General features: G+C 61.6%; 24 protein-coding genes. 15 read left to right on the top strand and 9 right to left on the bottom strand.

Going from position 1 to position 24,457, the window contains the following annotated elements:
* Positions 1-79: 79 nt before the first annotated feature.
* The gene (locus K5K89_RS04315) at positions 80-1,573 is read right to left on the bottom strand and encodes a CoA-acylating methylmalonate-semialdehyde dehydrogenase (protein ID WP_071491551.1); all 1,494 of its coding nucleotides are present in this window, start codon (positions 1,571-1,573) and stop codon (positions 80-82) included.
* Positions 1,574-1,612: 39 nt separating this feature from the next.
* Positions 1,613-2,962, bottom strand: coding sequence for an aspartate aminotransferase family protein (locus K5K89_RS04310; protein ID WP_222540920.1), 1,350 nt, complete (start codon positions 2,960-2,962; stop codon positions 1,613-1,615).
* A 126-nt stretch (positions 2,963-3,088) separates the two neighbouring features.
* Between K5K89_RS04310 and K5K89_RS04305 the strand changes: the two genes are divergently transcribed.
* The 6 genes from K5K89_RS04305 to K5K89_RS04280 all read left to right on the top strand — a co-directional run bounded on the left by K5K89_RS04305 (position 3,089) and on the right by K5K89_RS04280 (position 9,048).
* The gene (locus tag K5K89_RS04305; protein WP_071491553.1) at positions 3,089-4,009 is read left to right on the top strand and encodes a LysR family transcriptional regulator; all 921 of its coding nucleotides are present in this window, start codon (positions 3,089-3,091) and stop codon (positions 4,007-4,009) included.
* Positions 4,010-4,089: 80 nt separating this feature from the next.
* Positions 4,090-5,484: a uracil-xanthine permease family protein gene (locus K5K89_RS04300; protein ID WP_093514671.1), complete on the top strand. Its 1,395-nt coding sequence runs from the start codon at positions 4,090-4,092 to the stop codon at positions 5,482-5,484.
* Between the two features lie 87 nt (positions 5,485-5,571).
* Positions 5,572-6,231: a TetR/AcrR family transcriptional regulator gene (locus tag K5K89_RS04295; protein WP_058423630.1), complete on the top strand. Its 660-nt coding sequence runs from the start codon at positions 5,572-5,574 to the stop codon at positions 6,229-6,231.
* 12 nt (positions 6,232-6,243) lie between these two features.
* Positions 6,244-6,825 carry an IMPACT family protein gene (locus K5K89_RS04290; RefSeq protein ID WP_058423629.1) on the top strand — a complete coding sequence of 194 codons (582 nt, stop codon included), beginning with the start codon at positions 6,244-6,246 and terminating at the stop codon, positions 6,823-6,825.
* Between the two features lie 34 nt (positions 6,826-6,859).
* Entirely contained in the window at positions 6,860-7,546 is a 687-nt protein-coding gene (locus K5K89_RS04285) for an SDR family oxidoreductase (protein WP_222540919.1), read from the top strand.
* A gap of 146 nt (positions 7,547-7,692) precedes the next feature.
* Positions 7,693-9,048 carry an 8-oxoguanine deaminase gene (locus K5K89_RS04280; protein WP_222540918.1) on the top strand — a complete coding sequence of 452 codons (1,356 nt, stop codon included), beginning with the start codon at positions 7,693-7,695 and terminating at the stop codon, positions 9,046-9,048.
* On the opposite strand, the gene K5K89_RS04275 is transcribed toward K5K89_RS04280, so the two are convergent.
* The gene (locus tag K5K89_RS04275; protein WP_071491557.1) at positions 9,049-10,140 is read right to left on the bottom strand and encodes a calcium:proton antiporter; all 1,092 of its coding nucleotides are present in this window, start codon (positions 10,138-10,140) and stop codon (positions 9,049-9,051) included. It lies immediately after the preceding gene.
* A 194-nt stretch (positions 10,141-10,334) separates the two neighbouring features.
* Here K5K89_RS04275 and K5K89_RS04270 point away from each other — a divergent pair, with 194 nt between their 5' ends.
* The gene (locus tag K5K89_RS04270) at positions 10,335-11,288 is read left to right on the top strand and encodes an adenosine deaminase (RefSeq protein ID WP_071491558.1); all 954 of its coding nucleotides are present in this window, start codon (positions 10,335-10,337) and stop codon (positions 11,286-11,288) included.
* A 50-nt stretch (positions 11,289-11,338) separates the two neighbouring features.
* Here the strand turns inward: K5K89_RS04270 and K5K89_RS04265 are convergent, their stop codons facing one another.
* Both K5K89_RS04265 and K5K89_RS04260 read right to left on the bottom strand, forming a co-directional pair.
* Positions 11,339-12,028 carry an ArsR/SmtB family transcription factor gene (locus K5K89_RS04265; protein ID WP_071491559.1) on the bottom strand — a complete coding sequence of 230 codons (690 nt, stop codon included), beginning with the start codon at positions 12,026-12,028 and terminating at the stop codon, positions 11,339-11,341.
* Between the two features lie 137 nt (positions 12,029-12,165).
* Positions 12,166-13,092, bottom strand: coding sequence for a LysR family transcriptional regulator (locus K5K89_RS04260; protein ID WP_071491560.1), 927 nt, complete (start codon positions 13,090-13,092; stop codon positions 12,166-12,168).
* A gap of 118 nt (positions 13,093-13,210) precedes the next feature.
* Here K5K89_RS04260 and K5K89_RS04255 point away from each other — a divergent pair, with 118 nt between their 5' ends.
* The 3 genes from K5K89_RS04255 (at position 13,211) to K5K89_RS04245 (ending at position 14,872) form a co-directional block, all read left to right on the top strand.
* Positions 13,211-13,504 carry a putative quinol monooxygenase gene (locus tag K5K89_RS04255; protein WP_092250040.1) on the top strand — a complete coding sequence of 98 codons (294 nt, stop codon included), beginning with the start codon at positions 13,211-13,213 and terminating at the stop codon, positions 13,502-13,504.
* 25 nt (positions 13,505-13,529) lie between these two features.
* Complete coding sequence (locus K5K89_RS04250) at positions 13,530-14,543, top strand: zinc-binding alcohol dehydrogenase family protein (protein ID WP_222540917.1); 1,014 nt, start codon at positions 13,530-13,532, stop codon at positions 14,541-14,543.
* A 146-nt stretch (positions 14,544-14,689) separates the two neighbouring features.
* A complete protein-coding gene (locus tag K5K89_RS04245) occupies positions 14,690-14,872 on the top strand; it encodes a hypothetical protein (protein ID WP_071491563.1) in 183 nt (60 codons plus the stop codon).
* 8 nt (positions 14,873-14,880) lie between these two features.
* Here K5K89_RS04245 and K5K89_RS04240 read toward each other — a convergent pair whose 3' ends face one another.
* Positions 14,881-16,074 carry a Bcr/CflA family multidrug efflux MFS transporter gene (locus K5K89_RS04240; protein WP_058423620.1) on the bottom strand — a complete coding sequence of 398 codons (1,194 nt, stop codon included), beginning with the start codon at positions 16,072-16,074 and terminating at the stop codon, positions 14,881-14,883.
* 85 nt (positions 16,075-16,159) lie between these two features.
* Complete coding sequence (locus K5K89_RS04235; protein ID WP_222540916.1) at positions 16,160-16,357, bottom strand: heavy-metal-associated domain-containing protein; 198 nt, start codon at positions 16,355-16,357, stop codon at positions 16,160-16,162.
* A 147-nt stretch (positions 16,358-16,504) separates the two neighbouring features.
* Between K5K89_RS04235 and K5K89_RS04230 the strand changes: the two genes are divergently transcribed.
* The 3 genes from K5K89_RS04230 (at position 16,505) to cueR (ending at position 19,551) form a co-directional block, all read left to right on the top strand.
* On the top strand, positions 16,505-16,885 hold the full coding sequence (locus tag K5K89_RS04230) for a hypothetical protein (protein WP_071491565.1): 381 nt from the start codon (positions 16,505-16,507) through the stop codon (positions 16,883-16,885).
* A 66-nt stretch (positions 16,886-16,951) separates the two neighbouring features.
* Positions 16,952-19,153: a heavy metal translocating P-type ATPase gene (locus tag K5K89_RS04225; protein ID WP_222540915.1), complete on the top strand. Its 2,202-nt coding sequence runs from the start codon at positions 16,952-16,954 to the stop codon at positions 19,151-19,153.
* Positions 19,150-19,551, top strand: a complete 402-nt coding sequence (gene cueR / locus K5K89_RS04220) for a Cu(I)-responsive transcriptional regulator (protein WP_092250025.1) — start codon at positions 19,150-19,152, stop codon at positions 19,549-19,551. Before K5K89_RS04225 ends, cueR begins: the two co-directional genes overlap by 4 nt.
* Before the next feature lie 133 nt (positions 19,552-19,684).
* Here the strand turns inward: cueR and K5K89_RS04215 are convergent, their stop codons facing one another.
* Together K5K89_RS04215 and K5K89_RS04210 are read right to left on the bottom strand one after the other, a co-directional pair.
* Entirely contained in the window at positions 19,685-20,584 is a 900-nt protein-coding gene (locus K5K89_RS04215; protein ID WP_014716761.1) for a PA4780 family RIO1-like protein kinase, read from the bottom strand.
* A gap of 124 nt (positions 20,585-20,708) precedes the next feature.
* Positions 20,709-21,986: an acetyl-CoA C-acetyltransferase gene (locus K5K89_RS04210; RefSeq protein ID WP_092250022.1), complete on the bottom strand. Its 1,278-nt coding sequence runs from the start codon at positions 21,984-21,986 to the stop codon at positions 20,709-20,711.
* Positions 21,987-22,091: 105 nt separating this feature from the next.
* Between K5K89_RS04210 and K5K89_RS04205 the strand changes: the two genes are divergently transcribed.
* Entirely contained in the window at positions 22,092-23,435 is a 1,344-nt protein-coding gene (locus K5K89_RS04205; protein WP_071491569.1) for a 3-oxoacyl-ACP reductase, read from the top strand.
* A gap of 2 nt (positions 23,436-23,437) precedes the next feature.
* Entirely contained in the window at positions 23,438-24,286 is an 849-nt protein-coding gene (locus tag K5K89_RS04200) for a MaoC family dehydratase (RefSeq protein WP_092250016.1), read from the top strand.
* Positions 24,287-24,457: the final 171 nt, after the last annotated feature.

Here is a 24,457-nt window from a genome sequence, read left to right as displayed (position 1 = left end):
TTTAATATTTCTGTCACACAGGTCAAAAAACGCCCAGAAACGCAAAAGCCGGCCCCGAGGGGCCGGCTTTCTGCACTACTTACAAACTAGGGAAAGCAAATTGCGAGGCTTCATGACTGGCCCGCTGCGGCCAACGCTGGGTAATCGCCTTGCGACGAGTATAGAAACGCACCCCATCCGGCCCGTAGGCATGCAGATCGCCAAACAGCGAACGCTTCCAGCCACCAAAACTGTGATACGCCACCGGCACAGGCAATGGAACATTCACCCCCACCATACCCACTTCAATCTCGTCACAGAACAGACGCGCCGCTTCACCGTCACGGGTGAAAATACACGTACCGTTACCGTATTCATGGTCGTTGATCAGTTGCATGGCCGCTTCCAGGCTATCCACCCGCACAACACACAACACCGGCCCAAAGATCTCTTCTTTGTAGATACGCATTTCAGGCGTCACATGATCAAACAGACTACCGCCTAGGAAGAAACCTTCTTCATGGCCCGCAACACTCAGTCCGCGCCCATCAACCACCAACCTGGCACCCGAAGAAACACCGTCTTCTATATAGCCACTGACCTTATCCCGCGCCTGACCAGTCACCAACGGCCCCATATCCAGGCCACAAGACGTCCCCGCCCCGATCTTCAGTGCCTTGACCTGCGGCACCAGCTTGGCGATCAACGCATCCGCCACTTGGTCGCCCACGCACACCGCCACCGAGATCGCCATGCAACGCTCACCGCAGGAACCGTATGCTGCACCCATCAGAGCGCTGACGGCGTTATCCAGATCCGCATCCGGCATCAGCACCGCGTGGTTCTTCGCCCCACCCAATGCCTGTACGCGCTTGCCACGCTTGGTTGCCTCGGAATAGATGTATTCGGCAATCGGCGTCGAGCCCACGAAGCTAAGCGCCTTCACTTCCGGCGCCTCGATCAGCGCGTCCACCGCGCCCTTGTCACCGTGCACCACGCTGAGCACGCCTTTGGGCAGCCCGGCTTCCTGCAACAGTTGTGCAATCAGCAATGTCGAGCTCGGATCACGCTCCGATGGTTTCAGGATGAAACAGTTACCGCAGACGATCGCCAGCGGATACATCCACAGCGGCACCATCGCCGGGAAGTTGAACGGCGTAATACCGGCCACTACGCCCAGCGGCTGGAAATCCGACCATGCATCAATATTTGGTCCTACATTACGGCTGTACTCGCCCTTCAGAATCTCTGGTGCCGAACACGCGTACTCAACGTTCTCGATGCCACGCTTCAACTCACCGGCAGCATCTTCCAGCGTCTTGCCATGCTCTTCGCTGATCAGTTGCGAAATGCGCGCTTCGTTCTGTTCCAGCAATTGCTTGAAACGAAACATCACCTGGGCACGCTTCGCCGGCGGTGTATTACGCCACGCCGGGAACGCCGCCTTGGCTGCGTCGATCGCCTGTTGGATGGTTTCACGGCTGGCCAACGGCACCTGATGAATCACTTGGCCGGTCGACGGGTTATACACGTCGGCACTACGGCCGGAATCATTGACCAACTCACCGTTGATCAAATGCTGGATAAGGCTCATGCGGGGCTCCTGAAAAGTTGTTCTATATAGAAGGAGAAATCAGTCGATCTTGTTCAGCACTTCGCCGACCGCATCGAACAGGCGATCCAGGTCCTGCGGCTTGCTGTTGAAGGTTGGCCCGAACTGCAGGGTGTCACCGCCAAAGCGCACGTAGAAACCCGCTTTCCACAAAGCCATGCCGGCCTCGAATGGACGCACGATGGCATCACCATCACGCGGGGCAATCTGGATCGCGCCGGCCAGGCCGTAGTTGCGAATGTCGATCACGTTCTTGCTGCCCTTCAAGCCATGCAGCGCATTCTCAAAGTGCGGGGCGACTTCAGCGACGCTCTGCACCAGGTTTTCCTTCTGCAACAGGTCCAATGCCGCCAGGCCCGCCGCGCAGGCCACCGGGTGCGCCGAGTAGGTGTAGCCGTGGGGGAATTCCACCGCGTACTCCGGCGTCGCCTGGTTCATGAAGGTCTGGTAGATCTCGCTGCTGGCAATCACTGCGCCCATCGGGATCGCGCCGTTGGTGACTTGCTTGGCGATGCACATCAGGTCCGGGGTCACGCCGAAGCTGTCGGCACCGAACATCGAGCCGGTACGGCCGAAACCGGTGATCACTTCATCGAACACCAGCAGGATATTGTGCTGGTCACAGATCTCACGCAGACGCTTGAGATAACCCTGTGGCGGCACCAGCACGCCAGCGGAGCCGGCCATAGGTTCGACAAACACTGCAGCGATGTTCGACGCATCGTGCAATTCGATCAGCTTGAGCAGTTCATCTGCCAGCGCAATACCGCCCTGCTCCGGCATGCCACGGGAGAAGGCATTGCTTGCCAGCAAGGTATGCGGCAAATGGTCAACGTCCATCAAGCCCTGGCCAAACAGCTTACGGTTGCCGTTGACGCCCCCCAGGCTGGTACCGGCAATGTTCACACCGTGATAACCACGGGCGCGACCGATCATCTTGGTCTTGGTGGCCTGGCCCTTCAGGCGCCAGTACGCACGCACCATCTTCACCGCCGTATCGGCACACTCGGAGCCAGAGTCGGTGAAGAACACATGGTTCAGGTTGCCTGGGGTCAGGTCGGTAATCTTTTCCGCCAACCGGAAGGACAATGGATGACCGTACTGGAAGCCCGGCGAGTAGTCCAACGTGCCCAGCTGCTTGGCGACCGCGTCCTGGATTTCCTTGCGCGTATGCCCGGCACCACAGGTCCACAGGCCCGACAACGAGTCATACACCTTGCGGCCCTTGTCATCGGTCAACCAGCTCCCTTCGGCGGCCACGATCAGGCGCGGGTCACGCTGGAAGTTTCGGTTGGCGGTGTATGGCATCCAGTGCGCGTCCAGCTTCAATTGGCTGGCCAGGGACGATGGGGCATTTTCGGGCATGTTCATCAGCAAAACCTCGCAGGGCAAAAGGCAGCGTCGGGATTGAAAAAGCGTTGTTGCAGCTAAATTGCCACGACGATAAAGTCGGTGAAATCCAACTCTTCTAACCTTCAGTCAGGCCTTCACTAAACTATGAGCAGCCGTCGACCCGACCCCCTGGCCCAAGTCAGCGACTTCGATATCCGCCTGCTGCGCATCTTTCGCAGCGTGGTGGAGTGCGGCGGCTTCTCCGCGGCGGAAACCGTGCTGGGCATCGGGCGCTCGGCGATCAGCCAGCAAATGAGCGACCTGGAGCAACGCCTCGGATTGAGACTGTGCCAACGCGGCCGCGCCGGCTTCTCCCTGACCGAAGAGGGCCGCGAGGTCTACCAGTCGGCCCTGCAACTGCTGAGTGCCCTGGAAAGCTTTCGCACCGAGGTCAACGGCCTGCACCAGCACTTGCGTGGCGAGTTGATCATCGGCCTCACCGACAACCTCGTCACCCTGCCCCACATGCGCATCACCCACGCGCTCGCACAACTGAAGGAGCGCGGGCCGGACGTGCAGATCCAGATCCGTATGATCGCCCCCAACGAAGTCGAACAAGGCGTGCTCGATGGCCGCTTGCATGTGGGCGTGGTGCCCCAGGCCAGCGCCTTGTCGGGGTTGGAATACCAGCCGCTGTACAGTGAACGTTCATTGCTCTACTGCGCGGTCGGCCACCCGTTGTTCTATGCCGACAACAAGCAACTGGAAGATGCACGCATTGACGCCCAGGACGCCATCGCCCCGACCTTCCGCCTGCCCGCCGAAATCCAGGCCCATTACCAGGCGCTCAACTGCACGGCCAGCGCCTCCGACCGCGAAGGCATGGCGTTCCTGATCCTCACCGGCCGTTACATCGGCTACCTGCCCGACCACTACGCGAGCCTTTGGGTACAGCAAGGCCGACTGCGTGCGCTGAAACCGGCTACGCGTTTTTACGATTTAAGCCTCGCATCGGTCACGCGCAAAGGCCGGCGCCCCCATTTGGTGCTGGAAAGCTTCCTGGAAAGTCTCGCGGCAACCCGCTAACTCGGCCTCGCAGCTAAAAGCTGAGCAGTTGGACAGCTTTTTGCAACAGCCCAAGGACATAGACCTTGAGTTTGCCAGCCATGCCACCAGAAACGTCCAACAGCAGCGATCTTATCTACGGGCTCAACGACCGCCCGAAACCCGGACCTGCCTTACTCGCCGCCCTGCAACATGTACTTGCTGCATTTGTCGGCATCATCACCCCGCCGCTGATCATCGGCTCCGCCCTGGGCCTCACCGCCCATTTGCCCTACCTGATCAGCATGGCGCTGATGGTCTCCGGTGTCGGCACCTTCATCCAGGCGCGCAGGCCCTTCGGCATAGGCGCCGGGATGATCTGCCTGCAAGGCACCAGCTTCGCCTTTCTCGGCGCGGTGCTGTCGGCAGGTTTCCTGGTGAAACAACGCGGCGGCAGCCCGGAAGACATCATGGCGATGATCTTCGGCGTGTGCTTTTTCGGCGCCGTGGTGCAGATCGTGTTAAGCCGCTTCATCGGGCAGCTGCGCCGAGTCATCACGCCTCTGGTCACCGGAATCGTCATCACCCTGATCGGCATCAGCTTGATCAAAGTCGGTATCACCGACCTCGGCGGCGGCTTCAATGCCGCCGACTTCGGCGCGCCGACCAACCTGGCGCTGGGCCTGTTCGTGGTGTTGACGATCATTCTGCTCAACCGCTCGAATACACCTTGGGTGCGCCTCTCGGCCATCATCATCGGCCTCGCCCTCGGCAGCCTGGCCGCCTGGTTCAGTGGCAAACTGGTGCCTCAAGCCCTGCCAGATCTGCCGCTGGTCAGCCTGCCGATCCCGTTCCGCTTTGGTTTCAACTTCGACTGGAGCGCTTTCCTACCGATCGCGCTTATTTATCTGATCAGCAGCATCGAAACCGTTGGTGACCTCACCGCCAACTGCATGATTGCCCGCCAACCCATCAGCGGCCCTTCTTATATAGGCAGACTCAAGGGCGGCGTACTCGGTGATGGCGTGAGCTGCATGATCGCCGCCACCTTCAGCGCCTTCCCCAACACCACCTTCGCGCAGAACAATGGTGTAATCCAACTCACCGGCGTGGCCAGCCGCTACGTTGGCCTCTACATCGGCGCGGTGCTGTTTTGTCTCGGTCTGTTTCCAATGATTGGCGCCGTGCTGCAGCAAATCCCCAAGCCGGTGTTGGGCGGCGCCACCCTGGTGATGTTCGGCAGTGTGGCCGCTGCTGGCGTGCGCATCCTCGCCCAGGCACCGCTGGACCGGCGCAGCATGCTGATCATCGCCACTTCGTTTGGCGTCGGCCTGGGCATCGCCGCCCAACCGAACCTGCTGCATCTGATGCCGACGCTGGTGCAGAACCTGTTTGACTCCGCCATCACCAGCGGCGGGCTGACGGCCATCGTGTTGTGCCTGTTGCTGCCCGAAAGCAAGGCCCCCAGCGCTGCCGCAAACAAAGCACCGGAAAGCGACAGCCTGGAACCGCTTTGACGGTTTTATTGCATCAGGACTTGTCTGAGGCTTGAGGGTGGGTTATCTGTGCACACGTCGTCTCAATCGATCAGCACGGAAACCTCCATGAGCCTCGAAGTTCCTGCCCACAGCACCCACGCCGGTAAGCCCGCCAGCCGCATTCGGCAAAAGAACGAACAAGCGATTCTGCAGGCGGCTGAAGACGAGTTCGCGCGCCATGGCTACAAAGGCACCAGCATGAACACCATCGCGGCCAGTGCCGGGCTGCCCAAGGCCAACTTGCATTACTACTTCACCAACAAGCTGGGCCTGTATATCGCGGTGCTCAGCAATATCCTCGAGCTGTGGGACAGCACCTTCAACACGCTGACCGCCGAAGATGACCCGGCCGTAGCGCTCACCCGCTACATCCGCACTAAGATGGAGTTCTCGCGTCGCCAGCCCCAGGCTTCGCGAATCTTCGCGATGGAGATCATCAGCGGCGGCGAATGCCTCACCGAATATTTCAGCCAGGACTACCGCGCCTGGTTCAGCGGCCGGGCAGCCGTGTTCCAGGCCTGGATCGACGCTGGCAAGATGGACCCGATAGACCCCGTGCACCTGATCTTCCTGCTGTGGGGCAGCACCCAGCACTACGCCGACTTCGCCACCCAGATCTGCCGCGTCACCGGTCGCACCAAGCTGACCAAGCAGGACATGGAAGACGCCGGCACTAACCTGATCCATATCATCCTCAAGGGCTGCGGCATCAAGCCCGCCTATTAAACGAAGCGACTTATGCCTTTCACGCTCACCGGCCTTTGCGAGTTTCGCGAAGAAATACGCAAAAGCCGCTTTATCACCCTCGCCGCACCGATCACCAGCCCGCAGGACGCCCAGGCGTTTTTCGAGCAACACAGCGACTTGAACGCCACGCACAACTGCTGGGCCTGGAAACTGGCCGATCAATACCGCAGCAACGACGATGGCGAACCCGGCGGCACCGCCGGGCGGCCGATCCTGGCGGCCATCGAGGCCCAGGGCTTCGATCAGGTGGCGGTGCTGGTGATTCGCTGGTACGGCGGCATCCAGCTGGGCACCGGCGGTCTGGCTCGGGCCTATGGCGGTGGAGCGAACAAATGCCTGCAAACCGCCGATCGCATCGAACTGATCAGCCGTGTCCCCTTGAGTTGCGCTTGTGGCTTCGCCGAGTTAAACCTGGTGAAACTGCGCGTCGCCGAACTGGGTGGGCTGGTGGTCGAAGAAACCTTCACCGCAAATGGCGTCGAGCTGCAACTGGCCTTGGGCGAAGCGCATATCGACACCCTGCAAATTCAACTCGCCGACCTCAGCCGTGGGCGTATCCTGCTACAACGCTGAACTCCGTGAACCGCGACGCTAAAGGAAGCTTTTCATGTCTACGCCAAAAACCGCACTGATCATCGGTGCCTCCCGCGGCCTGGGCCTCGGCCTGGTCAAGCAACTGCTTCAGGACGGCTGGGACGTGACTGCCACCGTGCGTGACCCGAACAAGGCCGATGCGCTGAAAGCCGTTGGGCCGGTACAGATCGAAAAACTCGACATGGACGATCAGCAAGCCGTGATCGCCCTGAGCCAACGCCTCAAGGCACGCACCTTCGACCTGCTGTTCGTCAATGCGGGCGTCAAGGGCCCCGCCAACCAGGAGCCGGGCCACGCCACCCTGGCCGAAGTCGGCCGACTGTTTTTCACCAATGCCGTAGCGCCGATCAACCTGGCCCAGCGTTTCGTCGGGCAGATCCGCAAGGACACTGGCGTGCTGGCGTTCATGAGTTCGGTGCTGGGCAGCGTGACCATCCCGGACGGCTCGGACCTGGCGCTGTACAAAGCCAGCAAGGCGGCACTCAACTCCATGACCAACAGCTTCATCACTCAGTTGGGTGATCACAAGCTGACCGTACTGTCCCTGCATCCGGGCTGGGTGAAGACTGACATGGGCGGCGAAAACGCCCATATCGATGTCGACACCAGCGTGCGCGGCCTGGTTGACCAGGTGAACGCCTACACCGGCAAAGGCGGCCATCACTTCATCGACTACAAAGGCGACACCATCGCCTGGTAAGCGGTGCGGGATTGTTATCGACCGATTGCCGTCGATAACAATCCGCGCGTAGACTGCCCACCTCGCCCTCACGGGCGACCCTGGATCAGCAGACAGGGCAACACTGAGCTGGCAAACCTGAACCCATCATTCAGAGGAGCCGGCCAATGCCTGCGACCCGTATCTGGTTAAAAAACCCCCTTGCGATTTTCACGGCCAACGGCCTCGACGCCCGTGGCGGCCTGGTGCTGCAGGACGGTGTGATCACCGAAGTGCTGGCCCAGGGCCAAGAACCCACGCAACCCTGCGCACAGGTGTTCGATGCCCGTGAACATGTGGTCCTGCCCGGGCTGATCAACACCCACCATCACTTCTATCAAACCCTGACCCGCGCCTGGGCGCCGGTGGTCAATCAGCCGTTGTTTCCCTGGTTGAAGACCCTGTACCCGGTCTGGGCACGGCTCACCCCGGAAAAACTCGCACTGGCCAGTAAAGTTGCGTTGGCCGAACTGCTGCTCTCGGGCTGCACCACGGCGGCAGACCACCACTACCTGTTCCCCGAGGGCCTGGAAAACGCTATCGACGTGCAAGTGCAAAGCGTGCGCGAATTGGGCATGCGCGCCATGCTCACCCGCGGTTCCATGAGCCTGGGCGAGGCCGACGGTGGCCTGCCGCCGCAACAGACGGTGCAACAGGGCCAGGTCATCCTCGAAGACAGCCAGCGCCTGATCCATGAATACCATCAGCGTGGCGACGGCGCGCAGATCCAGATTGCCCTCGCGCCCTGCTCGCCGTTTTCCGTCACCCCGGAAATCATGGAAGCCAGCGCTGAACTGGCCAATCGCCTGGATGTGCGCCTGCACACCCACCTGGCGGAAACCCTCGACGAGGAGGATTTCTGCCTGCAACGTTTCGGCCTGCGTACCGTGGATTACCTGGACAGCGTCGGCTGGCTCGGTCCGCGCACCTGGCTGGCCCATGGCATCCACTTCAACCCGGATGAAATCGCGCGCCTGGGCGCTGCCGGCACCGGCATCTGCCATTGCCCAAGCTCGAACATGCGCCTGGCGTCCGGCATCTGCCCGACCCTGGACCTGCTCGCGGCCGGCGCGCCTATCGGCCTGGGTGTGGACGGTTCCGCGTCCAACGACGCGTCGAATATGATCCTTGAAGCGCGCCAGGCTTTGTACATCCAGCGCCTGCGTTACGGCGCGGAAAAGATCACCCCGGAAGGTGTGCTGGGTTGGGCGACCAAGGGTTCGGCGCAGTTGCTGGGGCGTACGGATATCGGTGAATTGGCCGTAGGCAAGCAGGCCGATCTGGCGCTGTTCAAGCTGGATGAGCTGCGCTTTTCCGGCAGCCACGATCCGATTTCGGCGTTGCTGTTGTGCGGCGCCGACCGTGCGGACCGGGTAATGATCGGCGGCAAATGGCGCGTGATCGACGGCCAGGTCGAAGGCCTGGACCTCAAGGGCCTGATCGCCGATCACACCCAGGCTGCGCACCAGTTGATCGCTGGCTGATTACAACCCCAACAGCGACAGCATGATAAAGGTCGCAAACAGCACGAAATGGGTCATCCCTTCGATGGCGTTGGTTTCGCCATCGTTGAGGTTGATCGCGCTGACGATCAGCGTGATAAACACCATCACGGTCTGCACCGGCGTCATCGCCATCTGGAACGGCTGCCCGGTGTAGAGCGCCATCGCCTCCATCACCGGCACCGTCAGGATCACCGTCGACAGCGAAGCACCCAGCGCGATATTCACCACCGACTGCATGCGGTTCGCCAACGCCGCCCGCAACGCGGTCAGAATCTCCGGTGCTGCCGAAATGGCCGCGACCACGATCGCCGTGATCACCGGCGGCGCGCCTGTGCCTTCCAGGCCCAGGTCCAAGGTCTTGGACATCACCTCGGCCAGTGCACCGATCACAATCACCCCAAACACCAGCGTGCCAATGGAAAACGCCAGGTTGACTGGCGGCGCTTCCTGTTCTTCCGGCAGTTTCTTGCGGCGCTTTTCCGGGTAGCTGTAGCTGAAGAAGTAACTGTGCGGCCCAACCTGCATGCGCAGGAACAGGGTGTACAACACCACCATCGCGCCAATGGTGAAGGCCGAATAGATTTTCCAGTCGGCTTCCGGGATAAATTCCGGCACCACCATCGACACACCCATGGCGGTGAGGATCATCACGCTGTAGGTGCGTGCCGAGTCATCGTTGTATGACTGTTCACCATGCTTGATGCCGCCCATCAGCGCGGCCAAGCCGAGGATCCCGTTGATGTCGAGCATCACCGCCGAATAGATGGTGTCGCGCACCAGGGTGGGCGATGGCTCATTGCTCATCATGATCGCCAGGATCACCACTTCCACCAGCACGGCGGCGAGGGTGAGGATCATGGTGCCGTAGGGGTCGCCGACTTTTTCCGCGAGCTGCTCGGCGTGATGGGCCACGCGCATCGACGCCACCACGATAAAGCCGATCAGCACCACACCGGCCAGCAGCGCCGTGATTTGGCCACTATGGAGCATCCAGTGCTCCAGCGGATAGGCAGCGATGGCGGCAATCAGCGCCAGCAGCATGAATTTTTCTTGCTTGAGGGATGTGAGCATTCCGGGCCTTTTAGTACGGCAAATCAGTCATTGATGGGGTACAGACTGCGCCAAGCCGCTAACGTTTCGTTACACCTTAGTTCACAAGGCCCTTGCGTGAATGCAACGAAAGCAATCCTGCTGGTCAGGTTTTGCCGATTATTTCAGCCATGGCCTGTAGAATGCCTTCATTGCACCTGATGAGAATTTAGAAAATGTACGATTGGCTCAACGCCCTGCCCAAGGCTGAACTGCACCTGCATCTGGAAGGCTCGCTGGAGCCGGAGTTGCTGTTCGCCCTGGCCGAGCGCAACAAGATTGCGCTGCCGTGGAACGACGTCGAAACCCTGCGCAAGGCCTACGCCTTCAACAACCTGCAGGAATTCCTCGACCTGTATTACAAGGGCGCCGACGTGCTGCGCACTTCCCAGGATTTCTACGACCTGACCTGGGCCTATCTGCTGCGCTGCAAAGCGCAGAACGTGATCCACACCGAACCCTTCTTCGACCCGCAAACCCACACCGACCGTGGCATACCGTTCGAAGTGGTACTCAACGGCATCGCTGCGGCGCTGAAAGATGGCGAGCAGCAACTGGGGATCACCAGCGGCTTGATCCTCAGCTTCCTGCGCCACCTGAGCGAAGCCGAAGCCGAAAAAACCCTCGACCAGGCCCTGCCGTTCCGCGACGCGTTCGTGGCCGTGGGCCTGGACAGCTCGGAAATGGGTCACCCGCCAAGCAAATTCCAGCGTGTGTTCGACCGTGCCCGCCACGAAGGCTTCCTCACCGTCGCCCACGCCGGTGAAGAAGGCCCGCCGGAGTACATCTGGGAAGCCATCGACCTGCTGAAAATCCAGCGTATCGACCATGGCGTACGCGCCATCGAAGACGAGCGCCTGATGCAGCGCATCATCGACGAGCAGATCCCGCTGACCGTGTGCCCGCTGTCCAACACCAAGCTGTGCGTATTCGACGACATGGCCCAGCACAACATCCTCGACATGCTCGAGCGTGGCGTGAAGGTGACCGTGAACTCGGATGACCCGGCGTACTTCGGCGGTTATGTCACCGAGAACTTCCACGCGTTGTACACCTCACTGGGCATGACCCAGGACCAGGCCAGACGCCTGGCGCAAAACAGCCTGGATGCGCGACTGGTCAAACCGTAATACCCGTGGGAGCCGGCTTGCCGGCTCCTGCACAGTCAATGCCTGGACCATCACTCAGGCACGGCCAACCGGCTGATCGCCCTGCGCCCGATGGCACTGACCTGCAAGGCCTGGGACTCATTGCTCACGCAGATCCAGCTCGACTGCAAAAACAGTTGCAACAACCCCGCCCCCAACGCACCGCCCAGGTGCGGCTGCTGCTGGCTCCAGTCAAAGCAGTTACACACCAGCGGCGACGCCAATGCCTGGGTAAAAATCCCCAGTTTTGCCAAGTGCTGGGCGCCCTTCACCGTGACATCGGGACGCTGTTCGTAGCGCTCGATCCAGCCTGCGTCCAGCAGATGTTGATACAACTGCGCCCCCAACTCGCCACCAAGGTGCCCATGGCACAAACGGGCATGACGTAACGACGGCGGAGCAATCAGGGTCGGCGGCAAAGCATCCGGCGCGCTGCGCGCAGCGCAGGCCATAGTGGTCCTGGCCAGGGCATCGATGGCTGCACTGACATCCGGCGCCGCCACGCGAAACAGGCGCTTGCCACGCCTGGCTTCCACACGCAGCAAACCGCCTGCGGTCAGTCGCGCCAGGTGCGCATGGGCGGAGGTCGTGGACAAACCGGCGAACGTCGCCAACTCTATCGGTGACTTGGCTGAACCGTCCATCAAGGCCCACAGGATGGCGGTGCGCTTGGGCTCGGCGAGCAAGCTGGCGATCTGACTGATGCAAGGTGCTGCTTCCATCTTTTCACTCCCTGTTGGCTTATTTTTCTACTGATGTGGGAGCCAGAGTATAGGGGCGCAAACCACCGGTTCCACGGCGTCTGACAGCGCGGATAGGGACAGGACCTGAGTGAAATTTCCTGCTCTGATGGAAGGCGCTACGTCGCGCTCAATCGCTCCGGCCATTGAGCGGTCAACGTCGCACAGCGAGATACGAGCATTTCCCGCAACAGGTTGATGGGCTTGCTCAGTTGCGCACGATGGGCACACAGCAGATTGAGCGGCGTGCGCTCACCACGCAGCTCCGGCAGGATCAGGCGCAAGCGGCCCGCGAGCACATCGGTGCTGACATCCAGCCAGGATTTGTAGGCAATCCCCACACCCGCCACCGCCCAACGACGGACCACGTCGGCATCGTCACTGAAGCGGTCCCCCGTGACGGTCAAGCTCACTTCACGTTTGCCGTCGTGGAACGTCCAGTGGTCATGAACCCGGCTTCCGAGCATATAGAGCAGGCAATTGTGCTGGGCCAATTGCTCCAGGTGCCGAGGCTGACCATAACGGGCGAGGTAGCTGGGGGAGGCACACAGCACGCGAACATTCTCCGGCGCAACGGGCAGCGCGATAAGGCTCGAATCCTCGGGCTCACCGTAGCGCAGGGCAATATCCACCGGCTGGCGAAACAGGTCGGCAATCCGATCACCCAACAGCAGACGCACGGTAAGTTGCGGATACTCACGCTGAAATTCATCCAGCCACGGCAGCAACTGGTTACGCCCGAAATCCGACGGGGCGGACAGCTGCAGCACGCCGCTGACATGGTCCTGGCCGCTGGCCAATAAACGGCGCCCCTCGTCCAGTGAACTCAACGCAGCACGGGCATACTCCAGGAAGCCCTCGCCTTCGGCGGTCAGGCGCAAGCTGCGGGTGGAACGCGCCAGCAAGCGCGCGTCCAGTTGCTGTTCGATACGCTTGAGCGCGGCGCTGGCCACGGCAGGCGACAGGTCCATCACCCGTGCCGCTGCGGACAGGCTACCGAGGTCCGCCGCCCGTACAAACAACTGCAAATCATCAAAGCGCAGCATACGTTCCCGCCCATTATCAAAATTTCATTGAAACAGACTGCTGTTTTAGCCGCTTTTATCTGCGCTGGAAATAGCCAATCATCTGTGCATCCCGTTCATCACGTGTCTGGAGTTGACTATGTCCACCGCCTTTAACGTCATTGCCACGCTGATCGCCAAACCCGGCCAACAAGCCACCCTGGAACCCTTGCTGCGCGGCCTGCTGGAACCCACGCGCCTGGAAGCCGGTTGCGAACAATACGACCTGCATCAAGACCTGCAACACCCCGAGACCTTCTACATGCTCGAGCGCTGGAGCGACGAAGCGGCGCTCGCCGACCACGACCAGAGCGCGCATATCCAGAGCTTTCGCACCCAGGCCGCTGATGTGATCGAACACTTCGAACTCAAGCGCCTGAAATTTCTCGCCTGATCATCGCCCTTTTTCCGGAGCCATCATGAAAGCCATTGCCTACTACGCCTCACTGCCGATCAACGATCCAAACGCCTTGCAAGACATCGAGCTGCCAGCGCCCGTCGCCGGCCCGCGTGACCTGCTGGTGGAAGTCAAAGCCATCTCGGTCAACCCGGTGGACACCAAGGTGCGCCAGAACGTCGCCCCGGAAAACGGCGCCGCCAAGGTCCTGGGCTGGGACGTCGCCGGTGTGGTCAAGGCCGTCGGCAGCGACGTGACGCTGTTCAAGACCGGTGACAAGGTGTTCTACGCTGGTTCCCTGGTGCGCCCAGGCGGCAACAGCGAACTGCACACCGTGGACGAGCGCATCGTCGGCCATATGCCGAAAAGCCTGGGCTTTGCCGAAGCCGCCGCGCTGCCACTGACGGCGATCACCGCCTGGGAGCTGCTGTTCGAACGCCTGCAAGTGCGTGAGGGTAAACAGGATGAAGGCCAGAGCCTGCTGATCGTCGGTGCCGCCGGAGGTGTGGGCTCGATCCTGACCCAATTGGCCAGCCAGCTCACCGCCTTGAGAGTGATCGGCACCGCTTCGCGCCCGGAAACCCAGGCGTGGGCCAGGGACCTGGGCGCCGACCTGGTGATCGACCACAGCCAACCCTTGAGCGAAGCGCTGAAAAGCGCCGGCCACCCGCACGTGACCCACGTCGCCAGCCTGACCCAGACCGATCATCACCTGGACCAACTGGTCGAGGCTCTGCAACCCCAGGGCAAGCTGGCGCTGATCGACGATCCCAAGGCGCTGGACGTCAGCAAGCTCAAGCGCAAAAGCCTGTCGTTGCACTGGGAGTTCATGTACACCCGCTCGATGTTCGAGACACCGGACATGATCGAGCAGCACAACCTGCTCAACCGCGTGGCCGAACTGATCGACGCCGGCACCCTGAAAACCACGGTGGGCGAACACTTCGGCGTGATCAATGCGGCCAACCTGCGCCGTGCCCATGCGCTGCTGGAAAGCGGCAAGGCCAAGGGCAAGATCGTGCTGGAAGGGTTCTGAAAAAACGGCTGTCAGCGTCGTCCATTATTCATGTGAGTAATGGACGACACCGCTAGTCAGAGAGTTGATCTTTGTCATATTTGTGAGCGTATTCGGGTTTATATTGGCCGCCTTTGCCACGATTCTTTTACGTGAGGAAGTCAGCAATGAAGATCCTGATAAAAGCGTTAGCAAAATCCGCAGGCAATAAATGGCAGGTGCGTCTCGACCAGGACGCCTTCACCTTCCGCACCGAGGCCGAGGCCCGCGCCTTTGCCGACACCCTGCAAGCCCGTATCCAGGCCCCCCACCGTTTCCCCATCAGCCAGCAACGTTCTGCCGCTGGCTGACCCGCTCTTCAGACCTGCGCCTGCAAGGCCCGTTTGCGTTGCAGGCGCTGGGTCGACATCGCAATCGTCACCGCCAGTACACCGCACAAGCTGATGACCATGGCCATCGGCATCGCCGTGCCGTCGTGCAACACGCCGACCAACGAAGCAGCGCCGGCGGCCACGCCAAACTGAATGCAGCCGAGCAACGCCGAAGCGCTACCGGCCCGTGCACCCTGCCCGCTCATGGCGCAGGCCGAAGTGTTAGGCAGAATGCAGCCCAGGCTGGCAATGCAGATAAACAGCGGCACCAGCAATGGCCACAATGCATCGGTGCGCAATGCCGCGATGCCCAGCAACGTCAACGCCGCCAACAGGTAGACCCACACACTGCGCGACAGCAGGAACGCCGGGCCGCGCTTGGACAGCAGCCGCGCATTGACCTGCGCCACGAGGATAAAACCCGCCGCGTTGGAGCCGAACAGCCAGCCGTAATGCTCGGCCGGCACGCCATAGAGTTGGATAAACACGAACGGTGAACCGGCGATGTAGGCAAACATCCCGGCAATCGAAATGCCACCGGTGAGGGCATACCCGAGGTAGACGCGGTCCGACAACAAGGCCGCATAGCGACGCAACGAGCCGGACAACGGCTGGCGCGGCTGATGGGCCGGAAAGGTTTCCGGCAACCCGACGGCGACCGCGATGGCCGCCATTACGCTGAATATCGACAGCGCCAGGAAAATCGACTGCCAGCCCCACAGCCCCACCATCAACCCACCGGCCAGCGGCGCGAGGATCGGCGCCAGGCCAGTGACCAGCATCAGTTGGGAAAAGACTTTGGCCGACCCCACCGCGTCGCATTTGTCGCTGACCACGGCACGGGAAATCACCATGCCCGCGCAACCGCCCAGGGCCTGCACGAAACGCGCGCCAATCAACCATTCCAGTGAAGGCGCAAAGGCGCAGGCGAAGGAGGCCAAGGTGAACAAGGTGACGCCGCTGAGCAGCGGACCGCGCCGACCAAAGCGGTCAGCCAATGGGCCGTAGATCAACTGGCCGATGGCCAGGCCGCCGAAATACACCGCCAGGGTCAGCTGGATGTGTTTTTCATCGGTGGCAAAGGCCTTGGCCATGGCCGGGAAGCCCGGCAGGTAAAAATCGATCGCCAGCGGCGCGAAGGCGCTCAAGGCACCCAGGATCAGAATTATGCGGAGGTTCATCGGGCACCCAAGTGAGTCGGCAGCCCGATAGTCTAGCCGCGCTTGGGTGCGTTGAACACGATAGCTCGCTAACTATTTGTCCGCGTCAGGCGAGCTTGGCGCTATAGCCCTCGTCGTTGATCGCCTCGATCACTTGCTCGGCAGACAAGCGGCTCTCGACGCCCACCTCTTTTGCCGCCAGGTCGACCTTCACGCTGGCCGCCGGGTCCTGGTTCTGCACCGCCTGGGTCACCGCTCGAACGCAATGGCCGCAGGTCATTCCTTCAACGCTGAATACTTGCATGACATGACTCCTTTGATGAGGTTGGACCCAGTCTCGACCTTGCCACGATGGCAAGGTCAAGTTCCGGAAGTTTCTGCCGGGCTGGTATTTGGCCGCTTCAAAGGCCAAGCTTCACTCATCTTCGATTCACACCACGGAGCATTCGCCATGCGCTGGTCGTTTTTTGCCCTTGCCGGCCTGATGAGCCTGTCGGCCGCCGCGCCCCAAGCCTTCGCCGCAGAAGACTATGCGGTGCTGATCATTTCCCGGGAACGCCTGGAAGTGCCGACCAACTGCGAAATCGGTCTGTACCTGAATGACCAGTTGGCGGGTCGGCTGTTCCAGGAGCAGGCCACCTCGTTCAACCTGCCGGCGGGCAACCTGTCACTGCGCCTGAAGTTGCTGCCGGGCCAGTCCCCGGGTTGCCTGCCGGGCCTGCTGGCACCGCCTGCGCAAAACATTACGCTCAAGGTCGGTGATGTGCGCAAGTTGCGCATTGCCCAGGGCCCGGACGGCATGTACCTCAAGCCCGCCGCCTTGGAATACTGAAGGCGCTTGACCTTCCCCACAGGTCAAGGTTGATGCTAGGGGCAACTTCTCTTGGAGGACTGCCCCATGAATGGATCCACCACCTTTGACCTGCCCATCGGCGGCATGACCTGCGCCAGCTGTGCCGGCCGGGTCGAGCGCGCGCTGGGCAAGGTACCGGGGGTGCAAAGCGTCAGCGTCAACCTGGCCAATGAACGCGCCCATGTCGAAGTGCTCGGCCTGATGGACCCCGGCGTGCTGATTGCTGCCGTCGACAAAGCCGGCTACACCGCCAGCCTGCCCCAAAGCGAAACCTCCACCGATGCCGATCAGGCCCGGCGCCTGCACCGCGAGCGTTGGTCGTTGCTGCTGGCAATCCTGCTGGCACTGCCGTTGGTATTGCCGATGCTGGTGGAGCCCTTCGGCCTGCACTGGATGCTGCCGGCCTGGGCGCAGTTCGCCCTGGCCACGCCGGTCCAATTCATCTTCGGCGCACGCTTTTATATTGCTGCCTGGAAAGCCGTACGGGCGGGTGCCGGCAATATGGACCTGCTGGTCGCCATCGGCACCAGCGCCGGTTACGGCCTGAGTCTCTACGAGTGGCTCGCCGCTCACCCAGGCATGACGCCGCACCTGTACTTCGAAGCGTCGGCGGTGGTGATCGCCCTGGTGCTACTGGGTAAATACCTGGAGAGCCGCGCCAAACGCCAGACCGCCAGCGCCATCCGCGCCCTGGAAGCCCTGCGCCCCGAGCGAGCGATTCGGGTACTGGATGGCCGCGAAGAAGACGTCGCCATCAGCGCCCTGAAGCTCAATGACCTGGTGCTGGTTAAACCCGGCGAACGCTTCCCGGTGGACGGTGAAGTGGTCGAGGGTCAGAGCCACGCCGACGAAGCGTTGATCAGCGGCGAAAGCCTGCCGGTGCCAAAGCAACCTGGCGACAAAGTCACCGGTGGCGCCATCAACGGCGAAGGCCGCCTGCTGGTACGCACCCTGGCCCTCGGCGCCGAAAGCGTGCTGGCGCGGATCATCCGTCTGGTGGAAGACGCCCAGGCCGCCAAGGCACCGATCCAGAAGCTGGTGGATAAAGTCAGCCAAGTGTTTGTCCCGGCCGTGCTGGTGCTGGCGTTGATCACCCTGGTGGGCTGGTGGCTGTACGGTGCTTCGCTGGAGACCGCGATCATCAATGCCGTGGCTGTGCTGGTGATCGCCTGCCCCTGTGCCTTGGGCCTGGCCACACCCACTGCAATCATGGCCGGCACCGGCGTTGCCGCCCGCCACGGCATCCTGATCAAGGACGCCGAGGCCCTGGAACGCGCCCATGAAGTGAGCGCCGTGGTCTTCGACAAGACCGGCACCCTCACCTCCGGCGCCCCGAAAATCGCCCACCTGGCCGCCGTGGATGGCAACGAAGCGCGGCTGCTGCAACACGCCGGCGCGCTGCAACGCGGCAGTGAACACCCGTTGGCCAAAGCCGTAGTGGATGCGTGCAAGGAACAAGGGTTGGCAGTTGCCGATGTGACGGCCAGCCAATCCCTGACCGGACGCGGCATCGCCGGAACCCTGGACGGCCAGTCGCTGGCCCTGGGCAATCGCCGCCTGCTCGAAGAAAACGGCTTGAACGCGGGGGGCCTGGCGGACTCGGCCAAGGCCTGGGAAGCCGAAGGCCGCACCTTGTCCTGGCTGATCGAGCAAGGCGCCCAACCGCGAGTGCTGGGGCTGTTCGCTTTTGGCGATACGCTCAAGCCCGGCGCGCTGGAAGCGGTACGGCAACTCAAGGCCCGGCACATCAGCAGCCATTTGCTCACCGGTGATAATCACGGCAGCGCCCGCGTGGTCGCCGAGGCTTTGGGTATCGACGATGTACACGCCGAAGTGCTGCCCGCCGATAAAGCCGCAACTGTCACTGAGTTGAAGAAAACCGGCGTGGTGGCCATGGTCGGCGACGGCATCAACGACGCCCCGGCCCTGGCCGCCGCCGATATCGGCATCGCCATGGGCGGTGGCACCGACGTGGCCATGCACGCGGCCGGTATCACCCTGATGCGCGGTGACCCGCGCCTGGTGCCGGCAGCCCTGGAGATCAGCCGCAAGACCTACGCCAAGATCCGTCAGAACCTGTTCTGGGCCTTTGTGTATAACCTGATCGGCATTCCGTTGGCCGCATTCGGCCTGCTCAACCCGGTATTGGCCGGCGCGGCAATGGCCTTGTCGAGTGTCAGCGTGGTCAGCAATGCCTTACTGTTGAAGACTTGGAAACCCAAGGACCTGGAGGAACGACGCCCATGAACATCGGCCAAGCCGCGCGCCAGACCGGGCTCAGCGCCAAGATGATTCGCTACTACGAATCCATCGGCCTGCTGAAGCCAGCCCACCGCACCGACAGTGGCTATCGCGTGTACGGCGCGGATGACTTGCACACCCTGGCGTTTATCAAACGCTCGCGCGACCTGGGATTTTCTCTGGAGGAAGTCGGCAGGCTACTGACCCTGTGGCAGGACCGGCAACGGGCCAGCGCCGATGTAAAAGCCTTGGCGCGCCAGCATATCGAGGCGTTGAACCAGAAGATTCTTGAGCTGGGGCAACTGCGCGATACGTTGCAGGACCTGGTGGAGCACTGCCAGGGCGATCATCGGCCGGATTGTCCGATTCTCAAGGAGTTGGCGTCCGGAAGCTGCTGCGCCTGACCGAATGTGCACAAATCCAATGTGGGAGGGGGCTTGCCCCCGATTGCAGTGGGTCAGCTACAGATAAGCCGGCTGATCCACCGCTATCGGGGGCAAGCCCCCTCCCACATTGTGATTTCCAGTTATCTGGCAATCACTGCATCCAAGGCGGCGGCGGAGGTTCGTCCGGCACCTTGCTCGGCGGCGCATCGTCCGCCGCGCGAATCGCCTGGCGGCGCTCTTCATCCAACCGCGCCGCTTCGATCTCGCGGATCACACCGCCGACGTCTGCCAGTTCTTCCGGCTCGTCGAACTCACCGGTCAACACGCTGGCAGGGTGCAACGTGCCGGCTTCGTACAGCGCCCACATTTCCTTGGCGTACTTGGTCTTCTTCAACTCCGGCGCAAAGCGCCCGAAATAGGAAGCCATGTTGCCCACGTCCCGCTCCAGCATGCTGAACGCGTGGTTGTTGCCCGCCGCATCCACCGCCTGGGGCAGGTCGATGATCACAGGGCCGGTGGGCGTGAGCAGCACGTTGAACTCGGACAGGTCACCGTGCACCAGGCCGGTACACAGCATCAGCACGATCTGGGAAATCAGGAAGGCGTGGTATTCGCGCGCCTGGTCCGGTTCCAGCACCACGTCGTTCAGACGCGGCGCCGCATCGCCGTACTCGTCGGCCACCAGTTCCATCAGCAGCACGCCTTCAAGGAAGTCGAACGGCTGGGGCACGCGGACGCCCGCACCGGCCAGGCGGAACAATGCAGCCACTTCGGCGTTCTGCCAGGCATCCTCGGTTTCTTTCTTGCCGAACTTGGAGCCCTTGGCCATGGCCCGGGCCTGCCGGCTGTTACGGACCTTACGGCCTTCCTGGTATTCGGACGCTTGACGAAAACTTCGTTTGTTCGCCTCCTTGTAAACCTTGGCGCAACGCAATTCGTTGCCGCAGCGCACCACATAAACAGCTGCTTCTTTACCACTCATGAGTGGGCGCAGCACTTCGTCGACCAGACCGTCTTCGATCAGGGGTTCAATGCGTTTAGGAGTCTTCATCAGCTTTTATTGTGGGTCCTGTATTACCAAACACGCGTATGGCACTCGTTATACGGCAATCAGCTCGCCGGTGGGAGAGGCTAGCGACCGTTGATCACTTAAGAATGCATCCAATATGCCAGTTTCAGCGCTCGATGATCGCCGTAACACCCTGACCGCCCGCAGCGCAGATCGAAATCAGCCCACGCCCCTTGCCCGCCGCGTCCAGCAACTTGGCCAGATTGGCAACGATACGCCCACCGGTGGCGGCAAACGGATGGCCGGCGGCCAGGGAACTGCCTTTAACGTTCAAGCGGCTACGGTCGATGGAACCCAAGGGGGCGTCAAGTCCCAGGCGCGTCTTGCAGTAGTCCGCATCCTCCCAAGCCTTGAGCGTGCACAACACTTGGGCAGCGAAGGCTTCGTGGATCTCGTAGTAATCGAAGTCCTGCAGCGTCAGACCGTTCCTCGCCAGCAAGCGCGGTACCGCATACACCGGCGCCATCAGCAGGCCTTCGGCACCGTTGACGAAGTCCACCGCCGCCGCTTCGCCATCACGCAGGTACGCGAGGATCGGCAGGCCGCGCTCCCTGGCCCACGCTTCACTGCCCAAGAGCACCAGCGATGCGCCATCGGTGAGCGGCGTGGAGTTGCCGGCAGTGAGCGTGCCCTTTGCGCTGCGTTCGAAGGCGGGTTTAAGGGCGGCGAGTTTTTCCAGGGTCAGGTCGGGACGCAGGTTGTTGTCGCGGGTCAGGCCCAAGAACGGCGTGAGCAGATCGTTGTGCCAGCCCTCGGCATAGGCGGCGGCCATTTTCTGGTGGCTTTCCAGGGCCAACTGGTCCTGCTCGGCGCGGGGGATCTGCCAGGTCTGCGCCATCAATTCGCAGTGCTGGCCCATGGACAAACCGGTACGCGGTTCGCCGTTGCGCGGCAGTTCCGGCTTGAGGTGATGGGGACGAAGTTGTAACAGGACTTTTAATTTATCCGCCATGGACTTACTGCGGTTGGCTTGCAGCAAAAGCCTGCGCAGCCCTTCGTTCACCCCGATCGGTGCGTCGGAGGTGGTGTCGACCCCACCGGCAATCCCGCATTCGATCTGGCCCAGGGCGATCTTGTTGGCCACCAGCAACGCCGCTTCCAGGCCGGTGCCGCAGGCCTGTTGAATGTCATAGGCCGGGGTTTGCGGGGACAGGCGCGAGCCAAGCACACATTCGCGGGTCAAGTTGAAATCCCTCGAGTGCTTGAGCACCGCGCCGGCAGCCACTTCACCCAGGCGCAGGCCGTGCAGGTTGTAGCGTTCGATCAGGCCTTCGAGGGCCGCGGTCAGCATTGCCTGGTTGCTCGCCGTGGCATAGGGGCCATTGGAACGGGCGAAGGGAATGCGGTTACCGCCAATGATCGCTACACGGCGCAATTGAGTCATGGAAAGCTCCCTCTGTCTGTTATGGGCTGGATTACTGAGCCTAGTCGAACGACTGCTACCCTGGGATGGTCAACCCTTTGAACCCCAGCCTTCGGAGAGCGTTCCATGTCTGACCGTTATATCGACTTCGCCAACTCAAGCCTCGGCCATCGTCTGGTCGCCGCCATTGGCCTGCCGTCGCCGGTACGCCTGGAACGCTGGCAGGCCGGGCGCCTGCGCCCGGTGGAAGGCGCATTGCTGCTGGGCGGCGGTGCACTGGTCAGCAAGGTGCAGGCGTTTGCCAACAGACTCACCGATGCCATTTACACCTACGGGACTGAAACGTCGACGTGGATTCCCGGGCACGGTCCCAAACTCAAGGCCGTGGTGTTCGACGCCAGCGACTTGCAACACACCGACCAGCTCAAGCAACTGCGCGAGTTCTTCCAACCGCTGCTGAAAAACCTGGATAACAGCGCGCACCTGGTGATCCTCGGCCGTGCGCCGGAAAACCTCAGCGATCCGTTCGCCGCCAGTGCCCAACGCGCCCTGGAAGGCTTCAGCCGCTCGCTGGCCAAGGAGTTGCGCAACGGTGGCGTGTTGCAATTGCTGTATGTCGGCGACGGTGCCGAAGACCAGTTGGAAGGCGCCCTGCGCTTCTTCCTCTCGCCGAAAAGCGCCTATATCTCCGGCCAGGTGATCCGCCTGGAGGCTTGCACTACACCGGTGGAAGATTGGACACGGCCGCTGGCCGGGCGCAAGGCGCTGGTCACCGGCGCCGCCCGGGGCATCGGGGCATCCATCGCCGAGACCCTGGCCCGCGATGGTGCCGAGGTGATCCTGCTCGACGTGCCCCAGGCCAAGGCCGACCTCGACGCCCTGGCCGCACGCCTGGGTGCACGCACCGTAGCGCTGGATATCTGCGCCGAAGACGCCGGCAACCAATTGATCGAACACTTGCCCGAAGGCCTCGACATCCTGGTGCATAACGCGGGTATCACCCGTGACAAAACCCTGGCAAACATGACCCCGGAATACTGGGACGCGGTGCTGGCGGTCAACCTCAATGCACCGCAGGTACTGACCCAGGCGCTGCTCGACAGCGGCACCCTGCACGACAACGCCCGTGTAGTGCTGCTGGCTTCGATCAGCGGCATCGCCGGCAACCGTGGGCAAACCAACTATGCGGCGAGCAAGGCCGGCTTGATCGGCCTCGCACAGGCCTGGGCGCCGCTGCTCAAGGAGCGCGGCATCAGTATCAACGCCGTGGCGCCGGGGTTTATCGAAACCCAGATGACCGCGCATATCCCGTTCGCCTTGCGTGAGGCCGGGCGACGCATGAGTTCGCTGGGCCAGGGCGGCCTGCCGCAGGACGTCGCCGAAGCGGTGGCCTGGCTGGGCCAACCGGGTTCCGGTGCGGTCAGCGGGCAAGCGCTGCGGGTGTGTGGGCAAAGTCTGCTGGGGGCGTAACCATGCAATGGAAGACGTTAGACAGTGCACCGTCTCTGCCGCCGCTGTATTGGCGTGCGGCCCTCAAGCGCAAGATCACCGGCCGCACGCTGCCCGAGCACGGGTTGCGCTGCCGGGTCAGCATCGACCCCAAGCGGGTAGCGGCCTATCGCAAGGTCTGCGGCTTTGCCGACAGTCCGATCCTGCCGGCGACGTATCCGCATATCCTTGCGTTCGGTTTGCAGATGCAGTTGCTCACCGATAAGAGTTTTCCGTTCCCGCTGCTGGGGCTGATTCACCTGAGTAACCGCATCCGCATTCATCGCCCCCTGGGGGGTGTGAGCGACCTGTCTGTGGCTGTACACGCGCAGAACCTCAAGCCCCACGCCAAGGGCGCAACCTTCGACCTGATCACCACGGTTGAAGACTCCCTCGGCCTGCTGTGGGAAGCTGAAAGCCGCATGTTGTGCCGGGGCGTGAAGCTGGAAGGCGCGGCAGAAGATATCGCCCAATCGCCCCCCGACCAGGTCAGCGAGCTGACCCGCTGGAAAGCCCCCGCCGATATCGGCCGTCGTTATGCGCGAGTCTCCGGTGATTACAACCCGATCCACCTCAGCGCCCTGACCGCCAAGCTGTTCGGCTTCCCCCAGGCCATCGCCCATGGATTGTGGAACAAGGCGCACACCGTTGCCGCGCTCGGCGAACACTTGCCCGCCGCCAATATCGAGATCGACGTCGAGTTCAGGAAACCCGTGCGCCTGCCCGGTGAAGTGACGTTATTGTCCAGCGCCGCCGGTTCCAGCGGAGAGTTGCGGTTGAAAGGCGCGGGCGATATTGAACATATGGTAGGTAAGTGGCGACCGATCGCCTGAAACAAACAGATTAATTGTATATATACACCCTAAGTAATAGCGGACTTTATGAAGTCCGCTTTTTTATTTAACCAATTGATTTATAACCTATATATATCTTGATACATCCACCCTTTACACCCTTGGTATTAGTTGCTTAACCGGTACATCGCTGCTGTATATAAATCGTTA

This window comes from Pseudomonas sp. DR208 (genome assembly GCF_019823005.1).
Taxonomy (GTDB): Bacteria; Pseudomonadota; Gammaproteobacteria; order Pseudomonadales; family Pseudomonadaceae; genus Aquipseudomonas; species Aquipseudomonas extremorientalis.
The sequence above is the reverse complement of the archived record's forward strand: the minus strand, read 5'-3'. Positions and strand labels throughout refer to the sequence as shown.

What these genes read in the sequence shown, in the direction of transcription:
- K5K89_RS04315 (WP_071491551.1), bottom strand. Translation starts at nt 1,573, where the DNA reads ATGAGCCTTATCCAGCATTTGATCAACGGTGAGTTGGTCAATGATTCC.
- K5K89_RS04310 (WP_222540920.1), bottom strand. Translation starts at nt 2,962, where the DNA reads ATGAACATGCCCGAAAATGCCCCATCGTCCCTGGCCAGCCAATTGAAG.
- K5K89_RS04305 (WP_071491553.1), top strand. Translation starts at nt 3,089, where the DNA reads ATGAGCAGCCGTCGACCCGACCCCCTGGCCCAAGTCAGCGACTTCGAT.
- K5K89_RS04300 (WP_093514671.1), top strand. Translation starts at nt 4,090, where the DNA reads ATGCCACCAGAAACGTCCAACAGCAGCGATCTTATCTACGGGCTCAAC.
- K5K89_RS04295 (WP_058423630.1), top strand. Translation starts at nt 5,572, where the DNA reads ATGAGCCTCGAAGTTCCTGCCCACAGCACCCACGCCGGTAAGCCCGCC.
- K5K89_RS04290 (WP_058423629.1), top strand. Translation starts at nt 6,244, where the DNA reads ATGCCTTTCACGCTCACCGGCCTTTGCGAGTTTCGCGAAGAAATACGC.
- K5K89_RS04285 (WP_222540919.1), top strand. Translation starts at nt 6,860, where the DNA reads ATGTCTACGCCAAAAACCGCACTGATCATCGGTGCCTCCCGCGGCCTG.
- K5K89_RS04280 (WP_222540918.1), top strand. Translation starts at nt 7,693, where the DNA reads ATGCCTGCGACCCGTATCTGGTTAAAAAACCCCCTTGCGATTTTCACG.
- K5K89_RS04275 (WP_071491557.1), bottom strand. Translation starts at nt 10,140, where the DNA reads ATGCTCACATCCCTCAAGCAAGAAAAATTCATGCTGCTGGCGCTGATT.
- K5K89_RS04270 (WP_071491558.1), top strand. Translation starts at nt 10,335, where the DNA reads ATGTACGATTGGCTCAACGCCCTGCCCAAGGCTGAACTGCACCTGCAT.
- K5K89_RS04265 (WP_071491559.1), bottom strand. Translation starts at nt 12,028, where the DNA reads ATGGAAGCAGCACCTTGCATCAGTCAGATCGCCAGCTTGCTCGCCGAG.
- K5K89_RS04260 (WP_071491560.1), bottom strand. Translation starts at nt 13,092, where the DNA reads ATGCTGCGCTTTGATGATTTGCAGTTGTTTGTACGGGCGGCGGACCTC.
- K5K89_RS04255 (WP_092250040.1), top strand. Translation starts at nt 13,211, where the DNA reads ATGTCCACCGCCTTTAACGTCATTGCCACGCTGATCGCCAAACCCGGC.
- K5K89_RS04250 (WP_222540917.1), top strand. Translation starts at nt 13,530, where the DNA reads ATGAAAGCCATTGCCTACTACGCCTCACTGCCGATCAACGATCCAAAC.
- K5K89_RS04245 (WP_071491563.1), top strand. Translation starts at nt 14,690, where the DNA reads ATGAAGATCCTGATAAAAGCGTTAGCAAAATCCGCAGGCAATAAATGG.
- K5K89_RS04240 (WP_058423620.1), bottom strand. Translation starts at nt 16,074, where the DNA reads ATGAACCTCCGCATAATTCTGATCCTGGGTGCCTTGAGCGCCTTCGCG.
- K5K89_RS04235 (WP_222540916.1), bottom strand. Translation starts at nt 16,357, where the DNA reads ATGCAAGTATTCAGCGTTGAAGGAATGACCTGCGGCCATTGCGTTCGA.
- K5K89_RS04230 (WP_071491565.1), top strand. Translation starts at nt 16,505, where the DNA reads ATGCGCTGGTCGTTTTTTGCCCTTGCCGGCCTGATGAGCCTGTCGGCC.
- K5K89_RS04225 (WP_222540915.1), top strand. Translation starts at nt 16,952, where the DNA reads ATGAATGGATCCACCACCTTTGACCTGCCCATCGGCGGCATGACCTGC.
- cueR (WP_092250025.1), top strand. Translation starts at nt 19,150, where the DNA reads ATGAACATCGGCCAAGCCGCGCGCCAGACCGGGCTCAGCGCCAAGATG.
- K5K89_RS04215 (WP_014716761.1), bottom strand. Translation starts at nt 20,584, where the DNA reads ATGAAGACTCCTAAACGCATTGAACCCCTGATCGAAGACGGTCTGGTC.
- K5K89_RS04210 (WP_092250022.1), bottom strand. Translation starts at nt 21,986, where the DNA reads ATGACTCAATTGCGCCGTGTAGCGATCATTGGCGGTAACCGCATTCCC.
- K5K89_RS04205 (WP_071491569.1), top strand. Translation starts at nt 22,092, where the DNA reads ATGTCTGACCGTTATATCGACTTCGCCAACTCAAGCCTCGGCCATCGT.
- K5K89_RS04200 (WP_092250016.1), top strand. Translation starts at nt 23,438, where the DNA reads ATGCAATGGAAGACGTTAGACAGTGCACCGTCTCTGCCGCCGCTGTAT.